The sequence below is a fragment of the Curtobacterium sp. AB7 genome (genome assembly GCF_044909335.1).
Classification (GTDB): Bacteria; Actinomycetota; Actinomycetes; order Actinomycetales; family Microbacteriaceae; genus Curtobacterium.
Window position 1 is genome coordinate 103,528 of sequence record NZ_JBIYED010000007.1, and the last position, 21,786, is coordinate 125,313.

Sequence of the window (21,786 nt, forward strand, 5' to 3'; positions counted from 1 at the left end):
ATCGTTCCGGTGAACGATAGAGGGAGACCGGCGATCCCCCAACTCCTGCTCCTCGTCCGTCCGAGTGTTTACGAACTCGTTACACGGGCGCCGCCGGCACGGAGCATGATCGGACCATCCCGTCCGAGGAGGATCATGGCGACGTTCACCAGGGGGTTCGGTGGCCGTCGGGCCGACCGCGACGACACCCGCATCCCGCCCGGCCAGACCCTCGTGCGCGACTGGCCGGTGCTGTCAGCCGGTGCCACGCCCGACGTCGATCCGGCGTCGTGGAGCTTCTCGATCCGCACCGAGAACGGTGTGCACACCTGGACCTGGGACGAGGTGCACGCGCTCGGCGTCGAGGACGTCACCGTCGACATCCACTGCGTCACCCACTGGACCAAGCTCGACATGCCCTGGCGCGGCGTCCCCCTCGACCGCCTCTTCGAGGACGTCGACACGTCGCTCGACCACTGCATGGTGCACAGCACCGGCGGCTACACGACGAACGTGCCGCTCGACGAGCTGCTGGACGGCAAAGCGTGGATCGCGTTCGAGGCCGACGGTGAACCGCTCGAGCCCGAACACGGCGGTCCGGCGCGCCTGCTGGTGCCGCACCTCTACTTCTGGAAGAGCGCGAAGTGGGTGAGCGGGATCGTCATGCAGGCGGACGACGAGCCGGGCTTCTGGGAGAACGCGGGCTACAACCTGCACGGCGACCCGTGGAAGGAAGAGCGGTACTGGTGACGGTTCCCGACACCGACCTGGCCACCGACCTGGAGGCCCGGATCGCGCCCGCCGGTCGGCCCGCGCCCCGCAGACGGCCGGCCTGGCACCCCGCGACGGTCACCTCGGTCCAGCGCGAGACCCCGAACGCCCGTCGGGTCGTCCTGGACGTCCCGACGTGGCCGGGGAACGACCCGGGCCAGCACCTGGACCTGCGGCTCACGGCCGAGGACGGCTACCAGGCGTCCCGCTCGTACTCGATCGCCTCGTCGGGTGAGCGGACCGACGTCGTGCTCGCCGTCGACCGCGTCGAGGGTGGCGAGGTGTCCCCGTTCCTGGTCGACACGGTCGAGGTCGGCGACGCGCTCGAGGTGCACGGGCCGCTCGGCGGCTGGTTCGTGTGGCACCCCAGCGCGTCCACGCGTCCGGTGCAGCTGATCGCCGGCGGCTCGGGGATCGTGCCACTCGTCGCCATGGTCACCGCGCACGCCGATGCCGGGGACCCCGCACCGTTCCGGTTGCTCGTCGCCGTCCGGATGCCGGACGACGTCTTCTTCCGAGCCGAACTCGACCGTGCCGTCGCTTCCGACGCGCCGCTCGACGTGACCACCGTGTACAGCCGGATCGCTCCACCCGGGTCCGCCGTGCCCGCGGGACGGCTGACCCGCGATGCACTCGCCGCCGCGGTCTTCCCACCCGACGCCGGGGCGGTCGTGTACGTGTGCGGCTCGACGCCCTTCGTCGAGCAGGTGCTCCGCTGGCTCGCCGACCTCGGGCACGACACCACCGACGTCCGTGCCGAACGGTTCGGGGGCAGCTGATGATCGTCGTCGACGGCAACGCGCTCGCGGGGGTCCTGTCCGAGGTGCTCGGTCCCGAGCCGACCGTGGCGGTGCTCTGTTGCGCGGGCTGCGGGGCCCGCGGATCGGTCGCACGCACCGCCGTGTACTGCTCGGCGATGGGCTCCGTCGCCCGGTGCCGGACGTGCGACACCGTGCTCGTCACGGTGGTCGAGGCCGGCTCCGCGCGCTGGATCGGCCTCCCCGGTACCCGTGCCGCGCTGATTCCATCACCCGAGGATCGCGGCTAGCGCAATCACTGACCGCATCTCCTGCGGAGTTCTTGCGGTCTACCGCATGCCCCGAACTGGGGTCCAATCCGACCGCGACGATGCTCCGGATGACTCTTCGGGACATCGCTGGGCCACCCACCCGGCGTCTCCACTCGGGGCAGTGCGGCCTCTGCGTCCGGTGGGCGCGGGTACCCGAAGCCTGCGCCCCCGGATGCGCCCGCTCACGGCGCCCGGGAACGACAGGACCCCCGGTGCTGCTCTGTCGAGCAACCCCGGGGGTCCTGTTCCGTCCGAGCGGATGACGAGATTCGAACTCGCGACCCTCACCTTGGCAAGGTGATGCGCTACCACTGCGCCACATCCGCATTCGCACGCCGTGTGGGCCGTGCGGGCCGTGCGGAGTCGACTGTACCCGATCCCGGGCCCACCGACCTGTTCTGCGGCAGATCCGGGCGTGTCCGGTGTCGCGAGGCGCGGTCGTCAGGCGCGGTCATCAGGCGCGGAGGAGTTCGATCGGAGCATGAGCTACGTGCACGACAACCCGGGCGGGACCGAGGCCCACGGCGTCGACCTGATCGACGGTGACACCCCCGCCATCCGCATCCTGGTGCACGGCGACCTGCCGACCACGATCGAGCACGAGGGGCGGACCTGGCTCGCCACCGGGGGCGCGCACGACGACGGGGACGACCAGGCGCCCCCGATCGCGATCTACCGCCCGGTCTGAGCCGCGCTCGGCGACGGGCCGGGCGCTCGACTGCGGTCAGTGCCCGCGCACGTCGCCCGTCAGGATCGCGTGCTCGGCACCGGCCGACAGCTCGTCGTGCAACGCGTCCGCGAAGAACTCCCCCGCACCGAGGCTGACCAGGTGGGTGAGCGCACCGGTGACGTCCGCCAGGGCGGGGTTCCACCCGTCGTGGAGGGACGCCCGGATGTGCCCGGACTCGTGCACGACGACGACCCCGATGTGGTCGTGGGCATCCCCGACCTCGAGCACGGCGTCGTACACGACGGGTTCGGTGTCCTCGCCGAGGGGTTCCAGGTGCACCTCGCCGATCCCGGGCCACTCGGTGCGGAACACGGGCAGGTCCGGTGCGTGCAGGTGCGGGGCGCGCTCGTCGGTGACGGACTCGATCTCCCCCGACGTCAGGTACTCGTCGACGACCTCGTGGATCCGGTCGTGCAGTCCGGGCTCGTACTGCCACCAGCGCTGGTGCACCGCCCGGAGCCAGTCCTGCGTCGCGGCGTCGGCCGAGGCCGAGGTCCCGACCAGCTGCGGTGCCGTGCCCGGCGAACCGACGACCTCGAGCTGCTCGTCGTGCGTCTCGACGGTGATGGACCCGGTGGCCTCGTCGGGGTGCACGCCGTGGACGTCCTCGGGGGCGGCGGCCCAGATACTCGCCGGCAGCTTCGGCGGCAGGGCGAACGCCACCGCGATCGCTGGACGTGCCAACGCCTCGTCGAGCGCGTCGCCGAGGTGCACCTCGTCCGAGCGGGAGCCCATGACGATGCCGCCGGTCGGGGGCACGGCGGCCAACCGCTCGAGGTCCTCGTGGTCTGCGTTCATCGACGCGAGCACGGGGGTGTCCGCCCACTGGACGAACTCGCCGGCCGCACGGTCCTGGTCCTCGAACGGCACGTTCCACACCGAGGGGTCCGCGAGCACCCACGACGCCGAACGACCGGCGGGGCCCCGGCGCACGGCGTCGAGCACGGCGGGGACGAGCCCGGGCAGCCCGCGGTACGCCGGACGGACGGTGAGCCGGTCCAGCGCGAGCAGATCCGGCTTGCCGAGCATCTCGGCGGCGTGCGTCTGCAGTGACAGGAAGGTCTCGCCGGTGGCGTCCGGCACCACGATTGCCGCGGCGAAGTCCCCGTCGACGTCGGACACCTGGTAGCCGAGCACCAGTGCCTCGACCGACTCCGGTGACCGGCTCGTGTACGCGGCGACCTCGGCGACCGACACTGCTTCGGCCTCGTCGTCGGTGATGGGCACCCGGACGTCGATCACCCACCGGTCGACGTCCTGGCCGGGGTAGGCGTCGCCGTCCTCGTCCGAGATCGTGATGTGCACGAGCCGCAGGGAACCGTCCCACGCTTCGTGGACGTGCTGGGCGATGGCGGCTTCAGGGTCGTCGGTCACGGACGCCACCGTATCGGTGGCGGACGGGTGACGTGGTCAACCGTGCTGCGCGACCATCGCGTCGACGCTCCGCATCGCGGTCGCCAGGATGGTGAGCACCGGGTTGACCCCGCCGTTCGTGACGTGCACCGAGCCGTCGGTCACGAGCAGGTTGTCGTGTCCCCACACCCGGCCGAACGGGTCGACGACCGACGTCGCCGGGTCCGTCCCCGTCCGGAGCGTGCCGGCCTGGTGCTGGCCACCGCTCGTGCCCCGGACCGGACCGTGCAGCTCGGCCACGCGCGTGGCGCCCGCCGCGCGCAACCAGTCGCCGCTCCGGGCACTGGTGTGGTCGCGAGCACGGACGTCCTCGGGGTGCACCCCACCGCTGAACGACGCCACCGGGATGCCGTGCCGGTCCGTCACCGCCGGATCGACCCGGACGCGCGCGTCGGCCGAGGTGACCTCCTGGATCGGCCCCATGATCCGCATGCTGCGCCGCGCCAGGTCCCGCATCGCGTGCTTGCCGTCGAGCCCGGAGCGCGGCGCGAGTCCCGTGCCGACGAGGTACTGGTACGTGTTCGACGGCGTCGCGATGAACTCGTTCGCCAGGATCCCGCCACCGATCTGCCCGGGCACGCCGTGCCGGTAGTCGGTGGTGGCGATCGACGGCCCCGGTCCGAGACCGTCGTCCACCACGTCGTCGAAGACCCCCATCGCGCCGCCGTAGACGTGGCCCTGCAGGTGCCGGCCGACCTGGTCCGCACGATTGCCGATGCCGTCGGGCTCCTGGTCGCTCCGGCTGTTCAGCAGGAGCCGTGCCGACTCCACCGCCCCGGCCGCGACGACGACCTCGACGGCGTCGACCTCGGCCCGCCAGTCGTGGCCGTCGACCGTGCCGACGATCGTGACGCCGACCACGCGGCCGGCACCGTCCGTGCGCAGCCGGGCGACCCGTGACCCGAGCACGATCGACGCGTTCCCGGTGGCGAACGCGCGGGTCAGCATGGTGTTCTGGCTGCCGTTCTTGGCGTCGACCGGGCACGCGAAGCCGACGCACATGCCGCACTGTTCGCACGCGCGGCGACCCAGGTACGGCGTCGAGTTGATCAGGAGCGGGACGTCGACCGTCGAGATGCCCAGGGCGTCCGCGGCGACGGCGAGCCGCTCGCGCGCCGCCCCCGACGGCAGCGGTGGCATCGGTCGCGCGCGCGAGCGCTCCCCGGACCACGGTCCGTCGACGTCGCCCCCGCTGACCCCGATCTCCCACTCGGCGCGCTCGTACCAGGGCTCGAGCTCGTCGTACCCGAACGGCCAGTCGGCCAGGGCGCTGCCGTCCGGCACGCCGTACGTCGACGCCATCGCGAAGTCCCGCGGCCCGAACCGCCAGGCCTGTGCGCCGAAGACGCGCGTGCCGCCCCCGGCCGTGACCGCGTTGTTGTGCCACCCCGGCGACGACGGCCGGAGCACCAGCAGCTCCCGACCGTCCGCCACCGTCCGCGGGTTGCCGACGTCGGACGGCCCCGACCGCGGCGCGACACCCCAGCTCGACCGCGGGTTCCGGATGTGGTCACGGCTGAGTTCCGCGGTGCCGGGCCACCCACCGGCCTCGACCACGAGCACGCGCCGACCGGACTCGGCCAGCCCGCACGCCGCGACGCCCCCACCGGCGCCCGAGCCGACGACGACCGCGTCGTACCGGTCGGCCAGCTGCGACGGGTGCACGACCGCAGGTGCTGCGGTCGGCACGGGTACCGGCACGCTCCAGCCGTCCGGCGGACCGGGCTGCCACCCCACCATGTCCCAGGACTGCTCCCCCTTGTTCCCGCCGTTCCCCGCGTCGGCGTAGTACCCCGCGGCCACGAGCTCGGCGAACCAGGTCCAGTCCGGATCGTCCCCGTCCCAGGGCTCGTCGACGCCATCGTGGTCGTCCGCGTGCTCGACGACGAAACGGAGACGGTCGAGCCAGTCGGGCCGGTCGACCAGCACACCGGCCAGGAAGTCGAGCGCGCCGGCCTCGGACGCCGACGGGTACTCGTCCGCCGGCACCACCCGGTCGACCAGGGAACGGAGCCGTTCGTGGTGCGCGCGGAGGAACTCCTGCGCCGCGGTGGCCGCGTGGTCCGTCATCGGTCCTGCCTCTCGAGCAGCGCCGGTGCCGCCCCACGAGCACCGTAACGGACGCGCCCGGCTCCGGGTGTTCAGCCGCCGATGCCCTCCAGGTCGAGCAGGTCGTCGTCGCTCAGCACGACGGAGGCGCCCTCGATGTTCTCGCGCAGGTGCGCCCGCGACGACGTACCCGGGATGAGCAGGATGTTCGGGGACCGGCGGAGCAACCACGCCAGGGCGACGGACATCGGCGTCGACCCGATCCGTGTCGCCACGGTCGAGAGCACCTCGGACTGCAGCGGAGAGAAGCCACCGAGCGGGAAGAACGGCACGTAGGCGACCCCCTCCTCCGCGAGTCGGTCGATGAGCGGATCGTCCTGCCGGTTGGCGAGGTTGTACATGTTCTGCACGGACACGATCGGAGCGATCCCCTGCGCTTCGTCCACCTGGTCCGGCGTGGCGTTGCTCACGCCGAGGTGCCGGATGACCCCCTGTCGCTGCAAACCGACCAGCGTCTCGAACGCCGGGGCGATCGGCCCCGCGACCGGACCGTTCGCATCGCCGAGCCGCAGGTTGACGAGGTCCAGCACGTCGACGCCGAGCGTCTCGAGGTTGTCGTCGACCTGTGCGCGCAGTTCGTCGGGTTCCCGAGCGGTCGGCCACCCGCCTCGGGCATCGCGTCGCGCGCCGACCTTCGTCGCGATGACGAGGTCGTCGCCGTACGGGTGCAACGCCTCGTGCAGCAGCTCGTTGACGACGCGGGGGCCGTACGTCTCGGCGGTGTCGATGTGCGTGATGCCGCCCGCGACGGCGTCCCGGAGCACGGCGACGGCCTCGTCGTGGTCCTTCGGCGGCCCGACGACCCGGGGGCCGGTGAGCTGCATCGCGCCGTAGCCGAAGCGTGCGACCGGCACGTCGCCGAGGGTCCAGGTGCCGCCGGGCAGGCGAGGGGTGGTGGTGCTCATCGGATCTCCTTCGGGGACGTGCCCACGCCGGAGGACGCAGCGCAGCGCACTCCTGACAGCCTGCTCGCGTGGGCAGCGGCTCGCACGACACCGACGCGCGTTCCGGCCCACTTGCAGCGGACGGTTCACTTGCAGCGGACGCCCCACTGGACGTACGCTCCTGGCAGAGGGCAAAACGCCTCGCTGCTCCGGCAGCACGGCATGCACACGCGGTCTCGGACGAGTCGCCACTTCTTCATCGAAGGAGTGCACGTGTCCACCCGTTCCCCCGCCCGGCTCCGCGACGCCGGGATCGCCCTCGCCGGCCTGTCCGCCGTCTTCCTGTTCGAGATGCTCGACAACTCGGTGCTCAACGTCGCGCTGCCCACCATCGGCCGTGACCTCCACGCGTCGACGACCGGACTCCAGTGGGTCACCGGCGCCTACTCGGTCGTCTTCGGCGCCCTCATGCTCCTGTTCGGCGCGGTCGCCGACCGGTTCGGCCGACGCCGGGTGATGCTCGTCGGCCTGGTGCTGCTCGCGCTCTCCGCGCTGGCGACCACGCTCGTCACCACGACCGGCGAACTCATCGCGGTCCGCGCGCTCATGGGGCTCGCGGCGGCCATGACGACGCCCGGGTCGATGGCCCTGGCCTTCCGGCTCTTCGACACCGACGCGCTGCGGGTCCGGGCACTCACGGTCATCTCCACCGCGGGCCTGGTCGGGCTCGCGGTCGGTCCGACGGCCGGCGGCTTCGCCCTCGCGGTGGCACCGTGGCAGACCCTGCTCCTGGTCAACGTCCCGATCGCGGCGCTCGCGTTCGTCGGCATCCGTGTCGGCGTGCCCGCTGACCGACCGGAGGACCTGCACCCCGACCGGATCGACGTGACCGGCGCGCTGTTCGGCACCACGGCCCTGGTCGGTGCACTCGGGACGCCCACCCTCTTCGCCGAGGCGGGCAGCGCCTCCTGGCCGGGGTGGACCGGGGTCGTCGTGACGGTCGCGGCGGTGGCGGCCTTCGTGCAGCGGGAGCGCACCGCGGCACAGCCGCTCCTCGACCTGCGCCTGCTCGCCCGTCCGCTCGTCGCGAGCGGTCTGGCGTACAAGGCGGCCGCCGGACTGGCCGTCTCCGGCCTGTCGTACCTGGTGACGCTGCAGCTGCAGTTCGCCTGGGGCTGGTCGCCGGCGCTGGCAGCGATCGGGACGCTGCCGCAGGTGGTGGTGCTCCTGGCGTCCGGACGCTTCGTCGGCCCGTTCGTGCAGCGGGTGGGCCTCGGCCGCGCGGCCTGGCTGAGCGCCGGCGCCGTCGTGGCAGGACTCGCGCTCTTCACGGTCGGCGGCCGTGCCGGGTACGGCTGGGTCGCCGCGGCACTCGTCCTCGTCGCCGCGGGGATGCGGGTCGTCGGTGTCGTCGCCGGCAACAACGTGCTCCAGGGCCTGCCGTCGAACCGTACATCGGTCGGAGCGGCGCTCGTCGACACCTCGAGCGAGCTCGCGACCGCGGTCGGCATCGCGGCGACCGGGACGGTCCTGGCGCTGCTCGTGCCGGGCAGCATCGCGACGACGTCGTGGACGGCGGACCGGCTGGCGGCGTTCGAGGGCGGGATCACCGTCGCGGGCGTCGTCCTGACGGCAGTGGCCGCCTTGCTCGTCGCCGTCGGCATGGCCCGCGCGGGCACGCCGGCGGCCGAACCGGCTCAGACGACGGCCGAACCGGCTCAGACGACGCTGTAGCCGCCGTCCGCCACCAGCACGGATCCGGTGATGAAGGACGCCGCGTCGCTCGCCAGGAACACGACGCTCGGGGCGATCTCCTCGGGCAGGGCGAACCGCTGCTGCGGTGCGTCCTCGATCCAGTACCGCCGGAACTCCGGGGAGTCCACCGGAGCCATCTCGGTCTTCACGTACCCGGGTGCAACGGCGTTCACGCGGATGCCGTACTCCGCCCACTCGACCGCGAGCGACTTCGTCAGATGGTGCACGGCGGCCTTCGACGCGTTGTACGCCGGCTGCCACTGCGGCCGGTTGACGATGAGCCCGGACATGCTGCCGATGTTCACGATCGAGCCCGACCCGGCGTCGCGCATGTGCGCGCCGACCGCCGTCGACGTCTTCCACAGTGCGCGGACGTTGAGGTCGAACACGTCGTCCCACTCGCTGTCGGGGACGTCGAACGCGTCCCGGTGGTGGCACGTGCCGGCGTTGTTGACGAGCACGTCGATGCGGCCGAGGGCGGTCATCGCCTCCTCGGTCATGCGTGTCACCTGCTCGCCGTCGGTGATGTCCGCCGTGATGGTGACGAAGTCGTGGCCGGCGTCGGCAGCCTCCTCGGCGACCCGGGCGTTCCGGTCCGCCGACCGCCCGACGATCGCCACGCGGGCGCCGGCCTCGGCGAGGCCGAACGCGAACGCCCGGCCGAGTCCCTGGTTGCCGCCGGTGACGAGGGCGGTCCTGCCGGTGAGGTCGAACGGAGAAGTCATCTGGTGGGCGCCTTCCTGAGGTGGTCGACGCCGTGCACCGCGTCGACGCGGTACTGCCCTGCGTACACCCCCGGCCGGGAGGCGCGGCGTGCGTCCGCCCCGCACCGCACCGGTCGGTCTGGTCACGACCACTGCATCCGGTAGCTCAGTGCGTGTCGGTCGCGTCGCGCCGGTCGAGCTCGACGAGCATCGCGGCAGTGTTCCGCAGCACCTTCGGTGTCTGCACGAGGGTGACGACGAGGAACACGAGGAACATCGCCGCCGCGAACCAGAAGACCGGCCGCCCGGTGACGGCGAGGAACACCTCGAGCGCCATCAGCACCACGAACACGACTGGCCCGAACCACCGCTGCCGGCGGTACTGCTGCTGGTAGTGCGTGAGCGCCTGGCGCCACTGCGCCGGGTCGGCATCAGCGGGCAGTTCTCCGCGCCTGACCGCTCGGCCGAGCGCACGATCACGCGCTGCCGGGCCGACGCTCCGGCGTTGCCGACCGATCCAGAGCCCGAAGACCACGCCGAACGCGGCGCCTGTCACGGCACTCGCCGCGGCTCGGATCCCGACGGGGACGTCGGCGGGCATGGTGACGAACGTCGACAGGTACCAGAACCCGCCGAACGCGACGGCGAGGACGATCATCACGGCCCACAGCGGCCACCCACGCATCGAATCCATCTCGCCATCGTGCCAGCCGAGCGCGGCGGTCGCCTGCAACGACGAAAGCCCCGGCGGGACCTGGTGGTCCTGCCGGGGCTTTCTCGTGGTGGGCGATACTGGGATCGAACCAGTGACCTCTTCCGTGTCAGGGAAGCGCGCTACCGCTGCGCCAATCGCCCAGATTCCCTGTCTGAACCGGGGTTCGCACAGGATCTGGAGGGTGTTGCTGGAGGTGGGGACGGGATTCGAACCCGCGTGGACGGCTTTGCAGGCCGCTGCCTAGCCTCTCGGCCACCCCACCATCGAGGTTCACGTCTCCGTGAGTACCCGAACGGTGGGATACCCTCTGGTGAGTCGCAGGGCTTCGAGAAGCCCCACACTCGAGCGGATGACGAGATTCGAACTCGCGACCCTCACCTTGGCAAGGTGATGCGCTACCACTGCGCCACATCCGCACTTGTCTTTCCGCTGTCGCGGCGACGACGTAAACTCTATACGAACCCGGGCGCTTCCACCAAAATCCTTCCCGTTCACCGGGCGTGTCCCCCGAGTTCATGCGGATCCGGCCGGTTCGGGCACCCTCGTCAGCTGCGCGCCACACCCGGGCAGCGCACTGTGTTCGGTGCACCGCCGGACTTCCGCTACTATCGACTCGCACGAACAGTGCAGGGGGCGATTGGCGCAGTTGGTAGCGCGCTTCGTTCACACCGAAGAGGTCATCAGTTCGAGTCTGGTATCGCCCACCCTTGAGACAGAGCCCGACGCAGCAGCGTCGGGCTCTTGTCATCTCACCGGGCCGCAGCACGCGGGCCACACCACCAGCACGATCGGACGAAGGGGCGCATGACCGACGTCGACCTCGAGTTCGCCCGGGTCCGAGCGGTCCTCGACCGTCCGACCCTGCGCCTCATGTCCCGCCCGACGAGCGCGACGGTCCTCGCCGTGTTCCGCACGGTGTTCGACCGCGACGTCCAGTACGTCCCCGCCGACCGCATGCACCTGCAGGTCGAGGAGCACGTCGCCCGCCTGCAGGCATCGGGTGCACGCGTGCCCGCGAGCGAACAGCACGAGCAGAGCGAGCAGGACCCCCGACCGAACGGCCGTGCCCTCTGCCGTGAGTGGGTGGCGGCCCAGTGGCTGGTCCGCTCCAACTCCCCCGACGGCGACGAGCAGTACTCGCTGACTAGTCACGCGCTCGAGGCCCTGAGCCTCGTCGACGCCCTGTCGGCCGACCGCGCCCTGATCAGCGAGAGCCGGCTGGCGATGATCGTCGACGCCGTGCACCGCTGGGCCGCCCGCGCCGAGCCGGACCCCGACGTGCAGATCCGCCGCATCGACGCCCAGATCGCCGAACTGCAGGCCGAGCGTGAACGCCTCGAGCACGGCGACGACGTCGTCACGGTCGAGGACGACCGGATGCGCGACGGGTACACGAACATCTCCGACCTGATCCGGCAGCTCCCGAGCGACTTCAAGCGTGTCGAAGAGGCCGTCGCGACGATGCACCGCTCGATCGTCGAGGACTTCCGGCAAGAGGTCCGCCCGATCGGCGAGATCCTCGACGACTACCTCGCGCGCACCGACAACCTGATGCAGGCGACGCCCGAGGGCCGCGCGTTCGAGGGTGCCTTCGAGCTCCTGCGCGACGACGCCCTGCTGCTCCGCCTGCGCGACGACATCGCGACGATCCTGTCCCACTCCTTCGCCGACGGCCTCGGAGCCGGTGAGCGTCGCGCGTTCCGCAACACCGTGACGATCCTCCGCCAGGGCATCGAGGACGTCCTCGCGCAGCGGCGCCAGCTCACCGCCACGCTCCGCGACCAGATCGTCGCCCACGACGTGGTCCGCGACCGCGAGCTCGACGCCGTCATCCGTTCGATCAACCGCGGCCTGGCGACGCTCATGGACCAGGGCGGGGCGCGCGACCGCATCCCGCTCCCGCTGCTGCCGGCATCGGCCGAGGTCGGCACCCTGCGCGAGCGCTTCTACGACCCGGACGCCGAGTCCGTGCCGCCACCCATCGAGGAACCCGACGACGACGTCTTCGAGGACCTCGACGTCGAGATGCTCCGCAAGCACGGCGGCCCGCTCCTGACCGAACTGCGCGCCGCGCTCCGGTTCGCCGAGGCCGACTCGAGCGTCGACGCCTTCCACGGGCTGCCGCCCGAACAGCGTCGACCGGTCGAACTGTTCGGCCTCGCCCACCTGCTGACGGGGCGCGACGACTTCGAGTCCGCCGCGCACGTCGCCGAACACCGCACGGTGCGCCCCGACGGCAGCCCGGTCACCTTCCACATGCCCACCGCTGCGCTCGCTGCCGAGTACGCGCCGGTCGGCGATCCCCACGACGACAACGCACAGGAGGCACGGTGAGCGACACGACGCCGGCACCGGTCGACGAGACGGTCCCCTACGACGACCCCGCAACGGTCGTGCAGGACGACGACCGCGACGAGTCCAGCTTCGCCCTCTTCGAGGGCGACGAGGGTCGGCTCGACGAGCACCAGCGACGCGCGCTGGTGGCGCTGCTCCGGCACTCGTACGTCAGCTCCCGCACCCACCCCGACGAGTGGCGTGCCGTCCTCGACGCCGAGTACCAGCTGCGGTCGCGTCTGAACGACCTGTTCCTCGAGCTGCACGTCGACCGTGACCGCGAGGTCGCCTGGAAGCGCCAGGCCCGTTCGGAGAGCCAGCGCCGCACGTTCCCCACACTGCTGCGCGACCTGCCGTACACCCGCGAGGAGACGATCGTCCTCGTCTACCTGCGGATGCGCCTGCGCGCCGATGCCCGACCGGGTCCGGACCAGGTGGTCGTCGACCGCTCCGAGATCCTCGGGCACGTCGCCGGGTTCCGACCGGCGACCGCGACCGACCGCACGCGCGACGAGGGCCGGGTGGCGAAGGCCGTCGAGCGCCTCGTGACGGCGCGCATCCTGATCCGCACCTCGGACCCGGACCGCTTCCGGGTGGCCAGCGTCGTCGAGGTGCTGCTCCCCCTGGAGCGCCTGCTGGAACTGGACACGTGGCTGCGGACCACCACCGCGCAGGAGGACCCGGCCACGCCGGGTGGCGAGCCGACCGACGGAGCCGACCCGGGCCTCCCGGCAGACGGCGAAGCCGAGACCGACACCGACACCGACGACGACGGCGAGACGGAAGCATGACCGACACCTTCCAGATCCCCGCGCTCTTCGACACGGTCGCGCAGTGGCGTGCCGAGTCGATGCAGGTCGTGAACTGGGGCGGCTTCCACGGCCACCGCCAGGTCGAGCTGTCCGGCACCGCGACGCTCATCTCCGGCGCGTCCGGCACCGGCAAGTCCACGTTGATGGACGCGTACCTGGCCGTGATGATGCCGTCCGACGTGCCGTTCAACGGCGCCTCGAACGATGCCACCACCGGGCGCGCGCGCAGCGCCGACCAGCGCAACCTGCTCACGTACCTGCGTGGCAAGGTCGACACCCGCCGCGACCCCGAGTCCGGCGCCCTGCGCGACGTGAACCTGCGCGGCGACGACCAGACCACCTGGGGCGCGGCCGCGGTCACGTTCCGGAACGACGACGAGCGGCGCTTCACGGTGCTGCGGGCGTACATCGTGCCGAAGCGCGCGCGGGGCGTCGGCGACATCCAGATGACCATGGCGACGGTCGACGACACCTTCGACCTGCGCCGGCTCGAGGAGTACGTGCCGACGCGCTTCCACCACCTCGAGCTGACCGGCCGCGTGCCGGGGCTCGTGATCCGCGACACCTACCAGGAACTCGCCTACACGCTGCAGACCCGTCTCGGCATCGGTGACTCCGGTGGCGGCAACCGGGCGATGCGCCTGCTCGCGCGCATCCAGGCCGGGCAGCACCTGCCGACGGTCGACGCGCTGTACAAGTCGCTCGTCCTCGAGACGCCGGGCACCTACGAGGCGGCCGACCGCGCCCTCGCGCACTTCTCCGCACTCGACGAGGCGTACGAGGCGATGGACACCGAGGAGCGCAAGGTCCGCATCCTCTCCCCCATCACCGAGCTGCACGACGAGATCGAACGGGCCTCCGCCGCTGCGGCTGCGCTCGACGGCATCGCCACCGGCGCCGAGGTCTCCCCGTTCGCGCACTGGACGGCCTCGCGGAAGCGGGACCTGCTCGACGCCGAGGTGGACCGCAACGGCCGGGAGCGCACGGCGTCCCGCGCCGAGGTCGCCGCTGCCGAGGCCCGGCACGCCGCCGTGGAGATCGAGCTGCGCGACGCCGAAGCACGGCTGCGCGACCAGGGCGGCAACGCGCTCGCCCAGCTCGAGGACCGCATCGACCGCCGCACGCGCGAACGCGACGCCGTCGTCCGCACCCGGGCGACGTTCGACGAGCGCACTGCGGTGCTCGGCACGTCCGTCGCGACCGAGGCCCACTTCACTGCCGCGCAGCGCAGCTCGCACGAGTTCCTCGGGACGTACGCTTCTTCGCGCTCGTCGTTGGACGACCGCCGCGACGCCCTGACGCGCGAGGAGTACCCGCTGCTCGACCGTGAGCGGTCCCTGCGCCAGGAGCGGCAGTCGCTCGAGCACCGGCAGGGCGCGATGCCCCTGCCGATGCACGAAGCCCGGCTCGCGATGGCCCGCGCCGCCGGCATCGACCCCGCCGACCTGCCGTTCGTCGCCGAACTGCTCGACGTGCGGCCCGGCGAGGAGCGCTGGCGCACGGCCATCGAGTCCGTGCTGGCCCCTGTCGCCCGCACCCTGCTGGTCGACCAGGACCGCCTCGGCGCGTTCAGCGAGGCGATCGACGCCCTCCGCCTGCCCGTCCGCGTGCAGTTCGAGGGTGTGCCGACCGGACCGCACCTGGACCTCGACGGCGACCCCGCGATGGTCTCCGGCAAGCTCGCCATCAAGCACTCGCCGTTCAGCACCTGGGTGCGGGAGCGGATCGAGTCGGACCGCACCGACGCCCGCTGCGTCACCGACGCCTCGGAGCTCGGTGGTGGTGGCCGGCGCGTGACCGAGTCCGGCCAGCTCCGCGACGGCCGGCGTGGTGCGCACGGTGACCGCCGCCAGGCGAACGTCATCGGCTTCACCAACGAGGCCCGCGTGGCCGCCGTCGAGCAGGAACTCGCCTCGATCGCGCAGGACCTCGCCACGCTCGAGGCCCGTCGCACCGACGTCGCGCAGGACCTCACCGCGCTCGACGTCCTCCGCGCCGCGCACCAGCACGTCGTCGACGTGACGTGGGCCGCCGTCGACGTCGAGGGCGTCGAGACGTCGCTCGCCCGCCTCGACGAGGAACGCCAGGCGCTCCTCGCCGCCGACGACGGCCTCCGGACCCTGCGCGCCTCGGTCGCCCGCCTGCGGAAGTCGCTCGACGAGGCCGCTGACCGCCGTTCCGCTGCACGGCTCTCCGTGCAGCGCCTCGAGGAGCGGCACGCCGTGCTCGTGGACGGCCAGGACGCCGCCGCCGAGATCCTGTCCCGTTTCGACGACACCCCCGAGTCGTTGCCCGACGACGAGCAGTCGCGACTGCTCGCCGAGACGTTCGCCGAGGTCGGTGCACCGGATGGTGTGGACGGTTTCGACGACGCCACCCGACGGCTCCGACGCCGGCTGGAGGAACGGCTGTCGCAGGCTCTCGACGGTGCCGCAGCGGCCTCGACGTCGTTGACGCTCACGTTCCAGCGGTACCAGGACGCCTGGCCCGGCCCGAACCTCGGCACCGGCGTCGCGTCGTACCCGGACTACCACGCCATCCTCGACCAGATCGTCGCGACCGGCCTGCACGCCCGCCGCACCGAGTGGCGTCGCCGGCTGTCGCAGTGGAGCGGAGAGGACCTCGTGCCGCTCGCCGGGGCCTTCGACCGTGCCGTCGTCGAGATCGAGGAGCGTCTCGAACCGGTCAACGAGATCCTGCGGGACCTGCCGTTCGGCGCCAACCGCGACCGCCTGAAGATCCAGATCCGGCGGGTCACCCGCGAGGACGTCACCGCGTTCCGCCGCGAGCTCCGCGCCCTGTCCGCCTCGGTCGACTCCGAGCTGACCGACGACGTGCTCGAGACCCGGTTCCGCCGGCTCCGGCGCTTCATGGCCGTCATCCGCCCCGACCCCGACGCCGCCCGTGGACGCACCACGCAGCGCGACGCCGTGCTCGACGTCCGGCGGCACATGGAGATCACCGCGGTCCGCTACGACACGTCGGGCGACGACCTCGGTGTGTACTCGTCGCTCGGTGACAAGTCCGGTGGTGAGACGCAGGAGCTCGTGGCGTTCATCGTCGGTGCGGCGCTCCGCTACCAGCTCGGAGACGAGACGCGTCCCCGGCCCCGGTTCGCGCCGGTGTTCCTCGACGAGGCGTTCATCAAGGCGGACTCCGAGTTCGCCGGTCGTGCGGTCACCGCGTGGCTCCGGCTCGGGTTCCAGCTGGTCGTGAGCGCGCCGCTCGACAAGGTCACGGCGCTCGAGCCCTCGATGGAACGGCTGCTCTCGATGCGCAAGCACCCCGAGACCGGCCACTCGTCCATCACCGAGATCGCCCGGGTCCCCACCGACGCCTGACGCGGGGGCCGGCGTCCCGCTCAGGTTCGCCGAGCGGTCACGAACTGTCGGATGGCGGCGCCGCCGCCGACAGTTGGTGACCACTCAACGCGCTACCGGCGGGGTGTCCTGACCACCCGGCACACGCTGTGGGGGCGCTCGGCGACGGCCTGGAGGCGCGGTGCGGGCCTGCCACGGGCCTCCCGGCCGTCTCCCCGCCGGTCGCAACACCCCGCTCAGGTACGCCGAGCGGTCACGAACTGTCGTATGGCGGCACCGCAGCCGACAGTTGGTGACCACTCAACGCGCTACCGGCGGGGTGTCCTGACCACCCGGCGCGCGCACCCGGGCGGCGGGTCATCAGCGTGCGGACAGATGCCGCACAGACGTTCCATGACCAATCGCCGCTACGGTGATGGCGTGTTCGGACGACGCTCCCCCAAGCCCCGCCCTGACGACGCCCCCGGCCTCGGCATCGGCGCGCTCGTGCAGGTCATCGACTCCGCGGAGGGCGGCGAGCGATGGGCCGACGAGCCGATCGGCGTGATCGTGGCTCCTGGTGGCAACCAGATCGTCGGCTACCCCGGTGTCGGCGAGCCGCTGTCGTGGACCGTCGCGTTCGAGGAGCCCGTGTACACGAAGGACGGCCGCGGCCCCTTCGAGCGCGCGACCGTCCTGAGTCGTCAGTTGGTGCCGATCACGACCGGCAGCGGCGAGTAGCCCAGCGGGCTCAGTACTCTTCGGAGCCGCTCTTCATCATGGCGGCGACCGCCATGCAGCAGCCCACACCGCCGAGGACGCCGATGCCGATGATGATGCCGGCGATGAGTTCGAGCATGGGGTGACTCCTTGGTTGCTTCGGCCGTGTGGCTTCCCTCAGGTTAGCGGATGCCGCGACGGATCAACGGATACCGCGCATGAGCTTCAGGACCGGCTTGGCCAGGACGAGCAGGACCACGCCGACCGCGACGGCGACGAGGCCGAGCACGGCGAAGTAGGGTGCCTCGTTCGCCGGGTCGTAGTACTGCGACAGCACCCCGGTGACGGCAGTGCCGAGCGACACCGACAGGAAGAACAGCGCGACCATCTGCGTCTGGAACTTCGGCGGCGCGAGCTTCGTGGCGACGGACTGCCCGACGGGTGAGAGCAGCAGCTCGGCCAGCGTGAAGACGAGCAGGATGCCGACCAGGGCGAGCAGCGGCGTGCCGTTCTGGCCCGAGCCGACGAACGGCAGGAACAGCAGGAACGCGACGCCCATGATGCCGGTGCCGAGGCCGAACTTCGTCGGGGTGGACGGCTGTCGGTCGCCGAGCTTGGTCCAGAGCGCCGCGAAGACCCCGGACAGCACGATGATGAAGACCGGGTTGATCGACTGCACCCACGAGACCGGCATCTCCCACCCGAACAGCGAGCGGTTCAGTCGCTCGTCGGAGTAGACCGTGACGACGGTGAACTGCTGCTGGTAGAGCGACCAGAACACGGCGCTGCCGATGAAGAGCGGGATGAACGCGAACACCCGCGACCGCTCCTGCGCCGTGATGCCGCTGGTCAGGATGACGACGAAGTACCCGATCGTGGCGAGGACCACGATCGCGACGACCACGGTGGGCAGGTTGCCGACGTTCAGCAGCCCGGTCAGCACGGCGACCGCGATGACGACCAGGGCGACGACGACCCCGACCCCGATCAGCGGCAGGCGCCGGCGGTCGACGGGGTTCGTGACGTGGCGGACCGTGTCGGGCAGGTTCTTCCGACGGATCGTGTACTGCACCAGGCCGGCGGCCATGCCGACGGCGGCGAGCCCGAAGCCGTAGTGGAAGCCGAGCGAGCTCTGCAGCAGGCCCGTCAGGAGCGGCCCGAAGAACGCACCGAGGTTGACGCCGAGGTAGTACAGCGAGAAACCGGCGTCACGGCGGGGGTCGTCGCGGCTGTAGAGCCCACCGACGATCGTCGTGGCGGTCGCCTTGAGTCCGCCGGACCCGAGCGCGACGAGCACGAGGCCGACGCCCACGCCGGCCACCCCGGGGATGAGCGCCAGGGCGATGTGGCCGAGCATGACGACAATCGCGCTGCCGAACAGTGTGCGGTCGGCACCGAGCAGCCGGTCGGCGATCCACGCGCCGATGATCGTGAACAGGTACACGGCACCGCCGTACGCGCCCATGATCCCGCTCGCGATGCCCTTGTCGATCCCCAGGCCGCCCTGCGTGACCGTGTAGTACATGTAGATCAGGACGATGCCCTGCATGCCGTAGAACGAGAACCGCTCCCAGAGCTCCACCGCGAAGGGCGTCGACAGCTCGAACGGCTGTCCGAAGAAGGTGCGTTTGGGCTTGGGATCGTGTCCCGTGGTGGAGCCTGACATGTCGGCCAGTCTGCCCCGCGGGCCGGTGGCACGCCCAATCGTCGATGGGTGCTCAACAAATTCGTCGGCACGTCCACTTGGAGGGTTCCCACGGCCGCGACCCCCACGCACCGATCGCCGGTTGTCCGAGCCACACCGCGTTCGCCCGGCTCCCGGCGGCGGTGTCTAGCGTGGGGAGCGCAACACCGGACACCGCAGTTCAGGAGGACTCCGACCATGGTCGACACCGCATCCGCGCAGCACACCGGCACGCCCTCGGCGAAGCACGACGCCGGCGGGAAGGCGAGCACGAACCCCGGCGAGAACCCGGGCAAGAGCGCGAGCAAGCACTCGAGCACGCACACCGACCTCCGCATCGACGTCGACATGGTCGAGACCCTCCTGCTCGGCCGCTGGGCCGAGGACCGCCGGATCTCCCGCCGCCTCGTGCTCGACCCCGCACTGCACAAGACCGAGGGTCTCGGCACCATCGAGCACCGGGCCCGCGCGTTCGAGCAGCTGCAGATCCTGGTCGACGCCGGTGCCATCCAGCGCCCGTACCCGCCGGAGCTCGGCGGTCAGGACAACCACGGCGGCAATCTGGCGGCGTTCGAGGAGATCACCACCGCCGACCCGTCGCTGCAGATCAAGGCCGGCGTGCAGTGGGGCCTGTTCGGTTCCGCGGTGCACCACCTCGGTACCGCGCGGAACCACGAGGAGTTCCTGCCCGGCATCATCGGCTTCGACGTGCCCGGCTGCTTCGCGATGACCGAGACCGGCCACGGTTCGGACGTGCAGAACATCGCCACGTCGGCGACCTACGACCCTGCCACGCAGGAGTTCGTCGTGCACACGCCGTTCCGCGGGGCGTGGAAGGACTACATCGGCAACGCGGCCCTGCACGGCAAGGCGGCCGTCGTCTTCGCGAAGCTCGTCACCCAGGGCGTCGACCACGGCGTGCACGCGTTCTACGTGCCCCTCCGTGACGACGACGGCGCGTTCCTGCCCGGTGTGGGCGGCGAGGACGACGGCGTCAAGGGCGGCCTGAACGGCATCGACAACGGCCGGCTGCACTTCGACCACGTCCGGGTCCCCCGCACGAACCTGCTGAACCGCTACGGCGACGTCGCCGAGGACGGCACCTACAGCTCGCCGATCGACTCGCCCGGACGCCGCTTCTTCACGATGCTCGGCACCCTGGTGCAGGGCCGCGTGTCGCTCGACGGCGCCGCGGTCGTCGCCCAGAAGATCGGGCTGCAGATCGCGCTGACGTACGCGATGCAGCGCCGGCAGTTCCAGACGGCGGGCGGTGTCGAGGGCGTCCTGCTCGACTACGGCCGGCACCAGCGCCGACTCATCCCCCGTCTGGCGACGGTGTTCGCGCAGTCGTTCGCGCACGAGCAGCTGCTCCGCACCTTCGACGACGTGTTCAGCGGGCGAGCCGACACCCCGGAGCGCCGCGAGGACCTGGAGACCCAGGCCGCCGCGTTCAAGTCACTGTCGACGTGGTCCGCGCTCGACACCCTGCAGGAGTGCCGCGAGGCCTGCGGCGGCGCGGGCTTCCTCGCCGAGAACCGCCTGACGAGCCTGCGCGCCGACCTCGACGTCTACGTAACGTTCGAGGGCGACAACACCGTCCTGCTGCAGCTCGTCGGCAAGCGGCTGCTCACGGACTTCCGGAAGCGGGCGCCGCGCGACGCCGCATCGACCGCAAAGTTTGTCGCCTCGCAGGTGGGCGCGAAGCTCGCGGACGCCTCGGGCCTCCGCCGCCTGGGCCAGACCGTCGCCGACCGCGGTTCGCTCGCCGCGAGCGTCACGGACCTGCACGACCCCGCCACGCAGCGCGCGCTGCTCGCGGGCCGCGTAGACACCATGGTCACCGAGATCGGGCTCCGGCTGAACACCGCCGGCAAGGACCGCGCCCGTCAGGCCGTGCTCCTGAACCGGTCGCAGCACGAGCTGATCGAGGCCGCGCGCGCCCACGCGGAGCTCATGCAGTGGGACGCCTTCACCGAGGGGCTCGACGCGGTTCCCGAGGGCGACACCCGCCGGGTGCTCGTGTGGCTGCGCGACCTGTTCGCGCTCGGACTGCTCGAGCAGCACCTCGACTGGTACCTGGTGCACGGCCGCCTGAGCGCGCAGCGTGCCCGTGCGGTGTCGGCGTCGATCGACCGGCTCGTGGCGCGGCTCCGTCCGGTGGTCCCGCAGCTCATCGACACCTTCGGCTACGAGCCCGGCCACGTGCGGGCGCCGATCGCGCTCGGCGAGGAGCAGGCGCGCCAGGACGAGGCGCGTGCGTGGTTCGCCGCCGAGGCGGCAGCCGGACGACTCCCCGAACAGGAGAAGAAGCCCCGCGCGTAGCTGCCCGGTGCGGACGGTCCGGCCTGGAGGCACGGGTCGGGTCGTCCCCGCTGGCCGCGCCCCGCCGAGCCCGCGTCCACGGGGCCACGCACGAAGAACGTCCCTCCGTCCCGTCCCGTCCGCGCCCCGCCAGCGTCGTCGCGCCCCGAAGAGTCCGGGCGCGATGCCCCCCGCGGGGCGCGCTCGACAACGACCGCGCGACGGCCCGGACTACTCGGTCGGGTCCGTCGGCTGGGCGGACCCGCCGAGTGCGGCACGCAGCCGTGCCTCGGCGTCGTCGCCGGGAGCACCGGACGCACCGGCAGCCGCTGCGGCCTCGGCGTTCGCCTCGGCGACCGCCCGCACGACCTCTTCACGCTGGATCTTCACCCCGCGTGGTGCGTCGATGCCGATCCGGACGCCGTCGCCCCGGGCGTCGAGGACCGTGATGACGATGTCGTCACCGACGAGGATCCGCTCGCCGACCTTCCGCGTGAGTACCAGCAC

17 protein-coding genes and 5 tRNA genes are annotated in these 21,786 nt (G+C 71.7%); 11 read left to right on the top strand and 11 right to left on the bottom strand.

Annotation, left to right across the window (positions count from 1 at the left end):
• Positions 1-135: 135 nt before the first annotated feature.
• The 3 genes from ABH929_RS14565 to ABH929_RS14575 are packed head-to-tail and all read left to right on the top strand — an operon-like array spanning position 136 to position 1,798.
• A complete protein-coding gene (locus tag ABH929_RS14565; RefSeq protein ID WP_263090766.1) occupies positions 136-729 on the top strand; it encodes a molybdopterin-dependent oxidoreductase in 594 nt (197 codons plus the stop codon).
• Complete coding sequence (locus ABH929_RS14570) at positions 726-1,529, top strand: ferredoxin reductase (protein ID WP_263090768.1); 804 nt, start codon at positions 726-728, stop codon at positions 1,527-1,529. The genes ABH929_RS14565 and ABH929_RS14570 overlap by 4 nt, the downstream gene beginning before the upstream one ends.
• Entirely contained in the window at positions 1,529-1,798 is a 270-nt protein-coding gene (locus ABH929_RS14575; RefSeq protein WP_263090771.1) for a DUF6510 family protein, read from the top strand. The genes ABH929_RS14570 and ABH929_RS14575 overlap by 1 nt, the downstream gene beginning before the upstream one ends.
• A gap of 275 nt (positions 1,799-2,073) precedes the next feature.
• Here the strand turns inward: ABH929_RS14575 and ABH929_RS14580 are convergent.
• Positions 2,074-2,145 (bottom strand) — tRNA-Gly (locus ABH929_RS14580).
• Positions 2,146-2,300: 155 nt separating this feature from the next.
• Here ABH929_RS14580 and ABH929_RS14585 point away from each other — a divergent pair.
• The gene (locus tag ABH929_RS14585; RefSeq protein ID WP_132100383.1) at positions 2,301-2,507 is read left to right on the top strand and encodes a hypothetical protein; all 207 of its coding nucleotides are present in this window, start codon (positions 2,301-2,303) and stop codon (positions 2,505-2,507) included.
• A 36-nt stretch (positions 2,508-2,543) separates the two neighbouring features.
• Here ABH929_RS14585 and ABH929_RS14590 read toward each other — a convergent pair whose 3' ends face one another.
• From ABH929_RS14590 to ABH929_RS14600, 3 genes are all read right to left on the bottom strand, one after another.
• Complete coding sequence (locus ABH929_RS14590) at positions 2,544-3,923, bottom strand: hypothetical protein (RefSeq protein WP_404561732.1); 1,380 nt, start codon at positions 3,921-3,923, stop codon at positions 2,544-2,546.
• 36 nt (positions 3,924-3,959) lie between these two features.
• Complete coding sequence (locus tag ABH929_RS14595; protein WP_404561733.1) at positions 3,960-6,032, bottom strand: GMC oxidoreductase; 2,073 nt, start codon at positions 6,030-6,032, stop codon at positions 3,960-3,962.
• 71 nt (positions 6,033-6,103) lie between these two features.
• The gene (locus tag ABH929_RS14600) at positions 6,104-6,976 is read right to left on the bottom strand and encodes an oxidoreductase (RefSeq protein ID WP_404561734.1); all 873 of its coding nucleotides are present in this window, start codon (positions 6,974-6,976) and stop codon (positions 6,104-6,106) included.
• Positions 6,977-7,228: 252 nt separating this feature from the next.
• On the opposite strand from ABH929_RS14600, the gene ABH929_RS14605 reads away from it, so the two are divergent.
• Complete coding sequence (locus ABH929_RS14605; RefSeq protein ID WP_404561735.1) at positions 7,229-8,689, top strand: MFS transporter; 1,461 nt, start codon at positions 7,229-7,231, stop codon at positions 8,687-8,689.
• On the opposite strand, the gene ABH929_RS14610 is transcribed toward ABH929_RS14605, so the two are convergent.
• The 5 genes from ABH929_RS14610 to ABH929_RS14630 form a co-directional block, all read right to left on the bottom strand.
• Positions 8,674-9,435, bottom strand: coding sequence for an SDR family NAD(P)-dependent oxidoreductase (locus tag ABH929_RS14610; protein WP_404561736.1), 762 nt, complete (start codon positions 9,433-9,435; stop codon positions 8,674-8,676). The genes ABH929_RS14605 and ABH929_RS14610 overlap by 16 nt on opposite strands.
• Before the next feature lie 145 nt (positions 9,436-9,580).
• A complete protein-coding gene (locus ABH929_RS14615; protein ID WP_263090782.1) occupies positions 9,581-10,108 on the bottom strand; it encodes a hypothetical protein in 528 nt (175 codons plus the stop codon).
• 86 nt (positions 10,109-10,194) lie between these two features.
• Positions 10,195-10,269: transfer RNA gene (locus tag ABH929_RS14620), tRNA-Val, on the bottom strand.
• 48 nt (positions 10,270-10,317) lie between these two features.
• Positions 10,318-10,391, bottom strand: a tRNA-Cys gene (locus tag ABH929_RS14625).
• Between the two features lie 82 nt (positions 10,392-10,473).
• A tRNA-Gly gene (locus tag ABH929_RS14630) sits at positions 10,474-10,545 on the bottom strand.
• Positions 10,546-10,760: 215 nt separating this feature from the next.
• Between ABH929_RS14630 and ABH929_RS14635 the strand changes: the two genes are divergently transcribed.
• The 5 genes from ABH929_RS14635 (at position 10,761) to ABH929_RS14655 (ending at position 17,315) form a co-directional block, all read left to right on the top strand.
• Positions 10,761-10,833: transfer RNA gene (locus ABH929_RS14635), tRNA-Val, on the top strand.
• Between the two features lie 100 nt (positions 10,834-10,933).
• Positions 10,934-12,463 (top strand): DUF3375 domain-containing protein, encoded by a 1,530-nt coding sequence (locus ABH929_RS14640; protein ID WP_263090783.1) that lies wholly within the window; start codon positions 10,934-10,936, stop codon positions 12,461-12,463.
• Positions 12,460-13,254 carry a DUF4194 domain-containing protein gene (locus tag ABH929_RS14645; protein WP_263090785.1) on the top strand — a complete coding sequence of 265 codons (795 nt, stop codon included), beginning with the start codon at positions 12,460-12,462 and terminating at the stop codon, positions 13,252-13,254. The genes ABH929_RS14640 and ABH929_RS14645 overlap by 4 nt, the downstream gene beginning before the upstream one ends.
• A complete protein-coding gene (locus tag ABH929_RS14650; RefSeq protein ID WP_404561737.1) occupies positions 13,251-16,616 on the top strand; it encodes an ATP-binding protein in 3,366 nt (1,121 codons plus the stop codon). Before ABH929_RS14645 ends, ABH929_RS14650 begins: the two co-directional genes overlap by 4 nt.
• Before the next feature lie 399 nt (positions 16,617-17,015).
• A complete protein-coding gene (locus tag ABH929_RS14655; protein WP_123292766.1) occupies positions 17,016-17,315 on the top strand; it encodes a hypothetical protein in 300 nt (99 codons plus the stop codon).
• A 181-nt stretch (positions 17,316-17,496) separates the two neighbouring features.
• Here the strand turns inward: ABH929_RS14655 and ABH929_RS14660 are convergent, their stop codons facing one another.
• Positions 17,497-18,960, bottom strand: a complete 1,464-nt coding sequence (locus ABH929_RS14660; RefSeq protein WP_404561738.1) for a peptide MFS transporter — start codon at positions 18,958-18,960, stop codon at positions 17,497-17,499.
• 216 nt (positions 18,961-19,176) lie between these two features.
• Here ABH929_RS14660 and ABH929_RS14665 point away from each other — a divergent pair, with 216 nt between their 5' ends.
• Complete coding sequence (locus ABH929_RS14665; RefSeq protein WP_404561739.1) at positions 19,177-21,300, top strand: acyl-CoA dehydrogenase; 2,124 nt, start codon at positions 19,177-19,179, stop codon at positions 21,298-21,300.
• A gap of 210 nt (positions 21,301-21,510) precedes the next feature.
• Here the strand turns inward: ABH929_RS14665 and csrA are convergent, their stop codons facing one another.
• Entirely contained in the window at positions 21,511-21,786 is a 276-nt protein-coding gene (csrA, locus tag ABH929_RS14670; protein ID WP_404561740.1) for a carbon storage regulator CsrA, read from the bottom strand.

Bases quoted from the DNA above. Each gene is read 5' to 3' on its own strand.
- ABH929_RS14565 (WP_263090766.1), top strand. From the start codon at position 136: ATGGCGACGTTCACCAGGGGGTTCGGTGGCCGTCGGGCCGACCGCGAC.
- ABH929_RS14575 (WP_263090771.1), top strand. From the start codon at position 1,529: ATGATCGTCGTCGACGGCAACGCGCTCGCGGGGGTCCTGTCCGAGGTG.
- ABH929_RS14585 (WP_132100383.1), top strand. From the start codon at position 2,301: ATGAGCTACGTGCACGACAACCCGGGCGGGACCGAGGCCCACGGCGTC.
- ABH929_RS14595 (WP_404561733.1), bottom strand. From the start codon at position 6,032: ATGACGGACCACGCGGCCACCGCGGCGCAGGAGTTCCTCCGCGCGCAC.
- ABH929_RS14600 (WP_404561734.1), bottom strand. From the start codon at position 6,976: ATGAGCACCACCACCCCTCGCCTGCCCGGCGGCACCTGGACCCTCGGC.
- ABH929_RS14610 (WP_404561736.1), bottom strand. From the start codon at position 9,435: ATGACTTCTCCGTTCGACCTCACCGGCAGGACCGCCCTCGTCACCGGC.
- ABH929_RS14615 (WP_263090782.1), bottom strand. From the start codon at position 10,108: ATGGATTCGATGCGTGGGTGGCCGCTGTGGGCCGTGATGATCGTCCTC.
- ABH929_RS14640 (WP_263090783.1), top strand. From the start codon at position 10,934: ATGACCGACGTCGACCTCGAGTTCGCCCGGGTCCGAGCGGTCCTCGAC.
- ABH929_RS14650 (WP_404561737.1), top strand. From the start codon at position 13,251: ATGACCGACACCTTCCAGATCCCCGCGCTCTTCGACACGGTCGCGCAG.
- ABH929_RS14660 (WP_404561738.1), bottom strand. From the start codon at position 18,960: ATGTCAGGCTCCACCACGGGACACGATCCCAAGCCCAAACGCACCTTC.
- ABH929_RS14665 (WP_404561739.1), top strand. From the start codon at position 19,177: ATGGTCGACACCGCATCCGCGCAGCACACCGGCACGCCCTCGGCGAAG.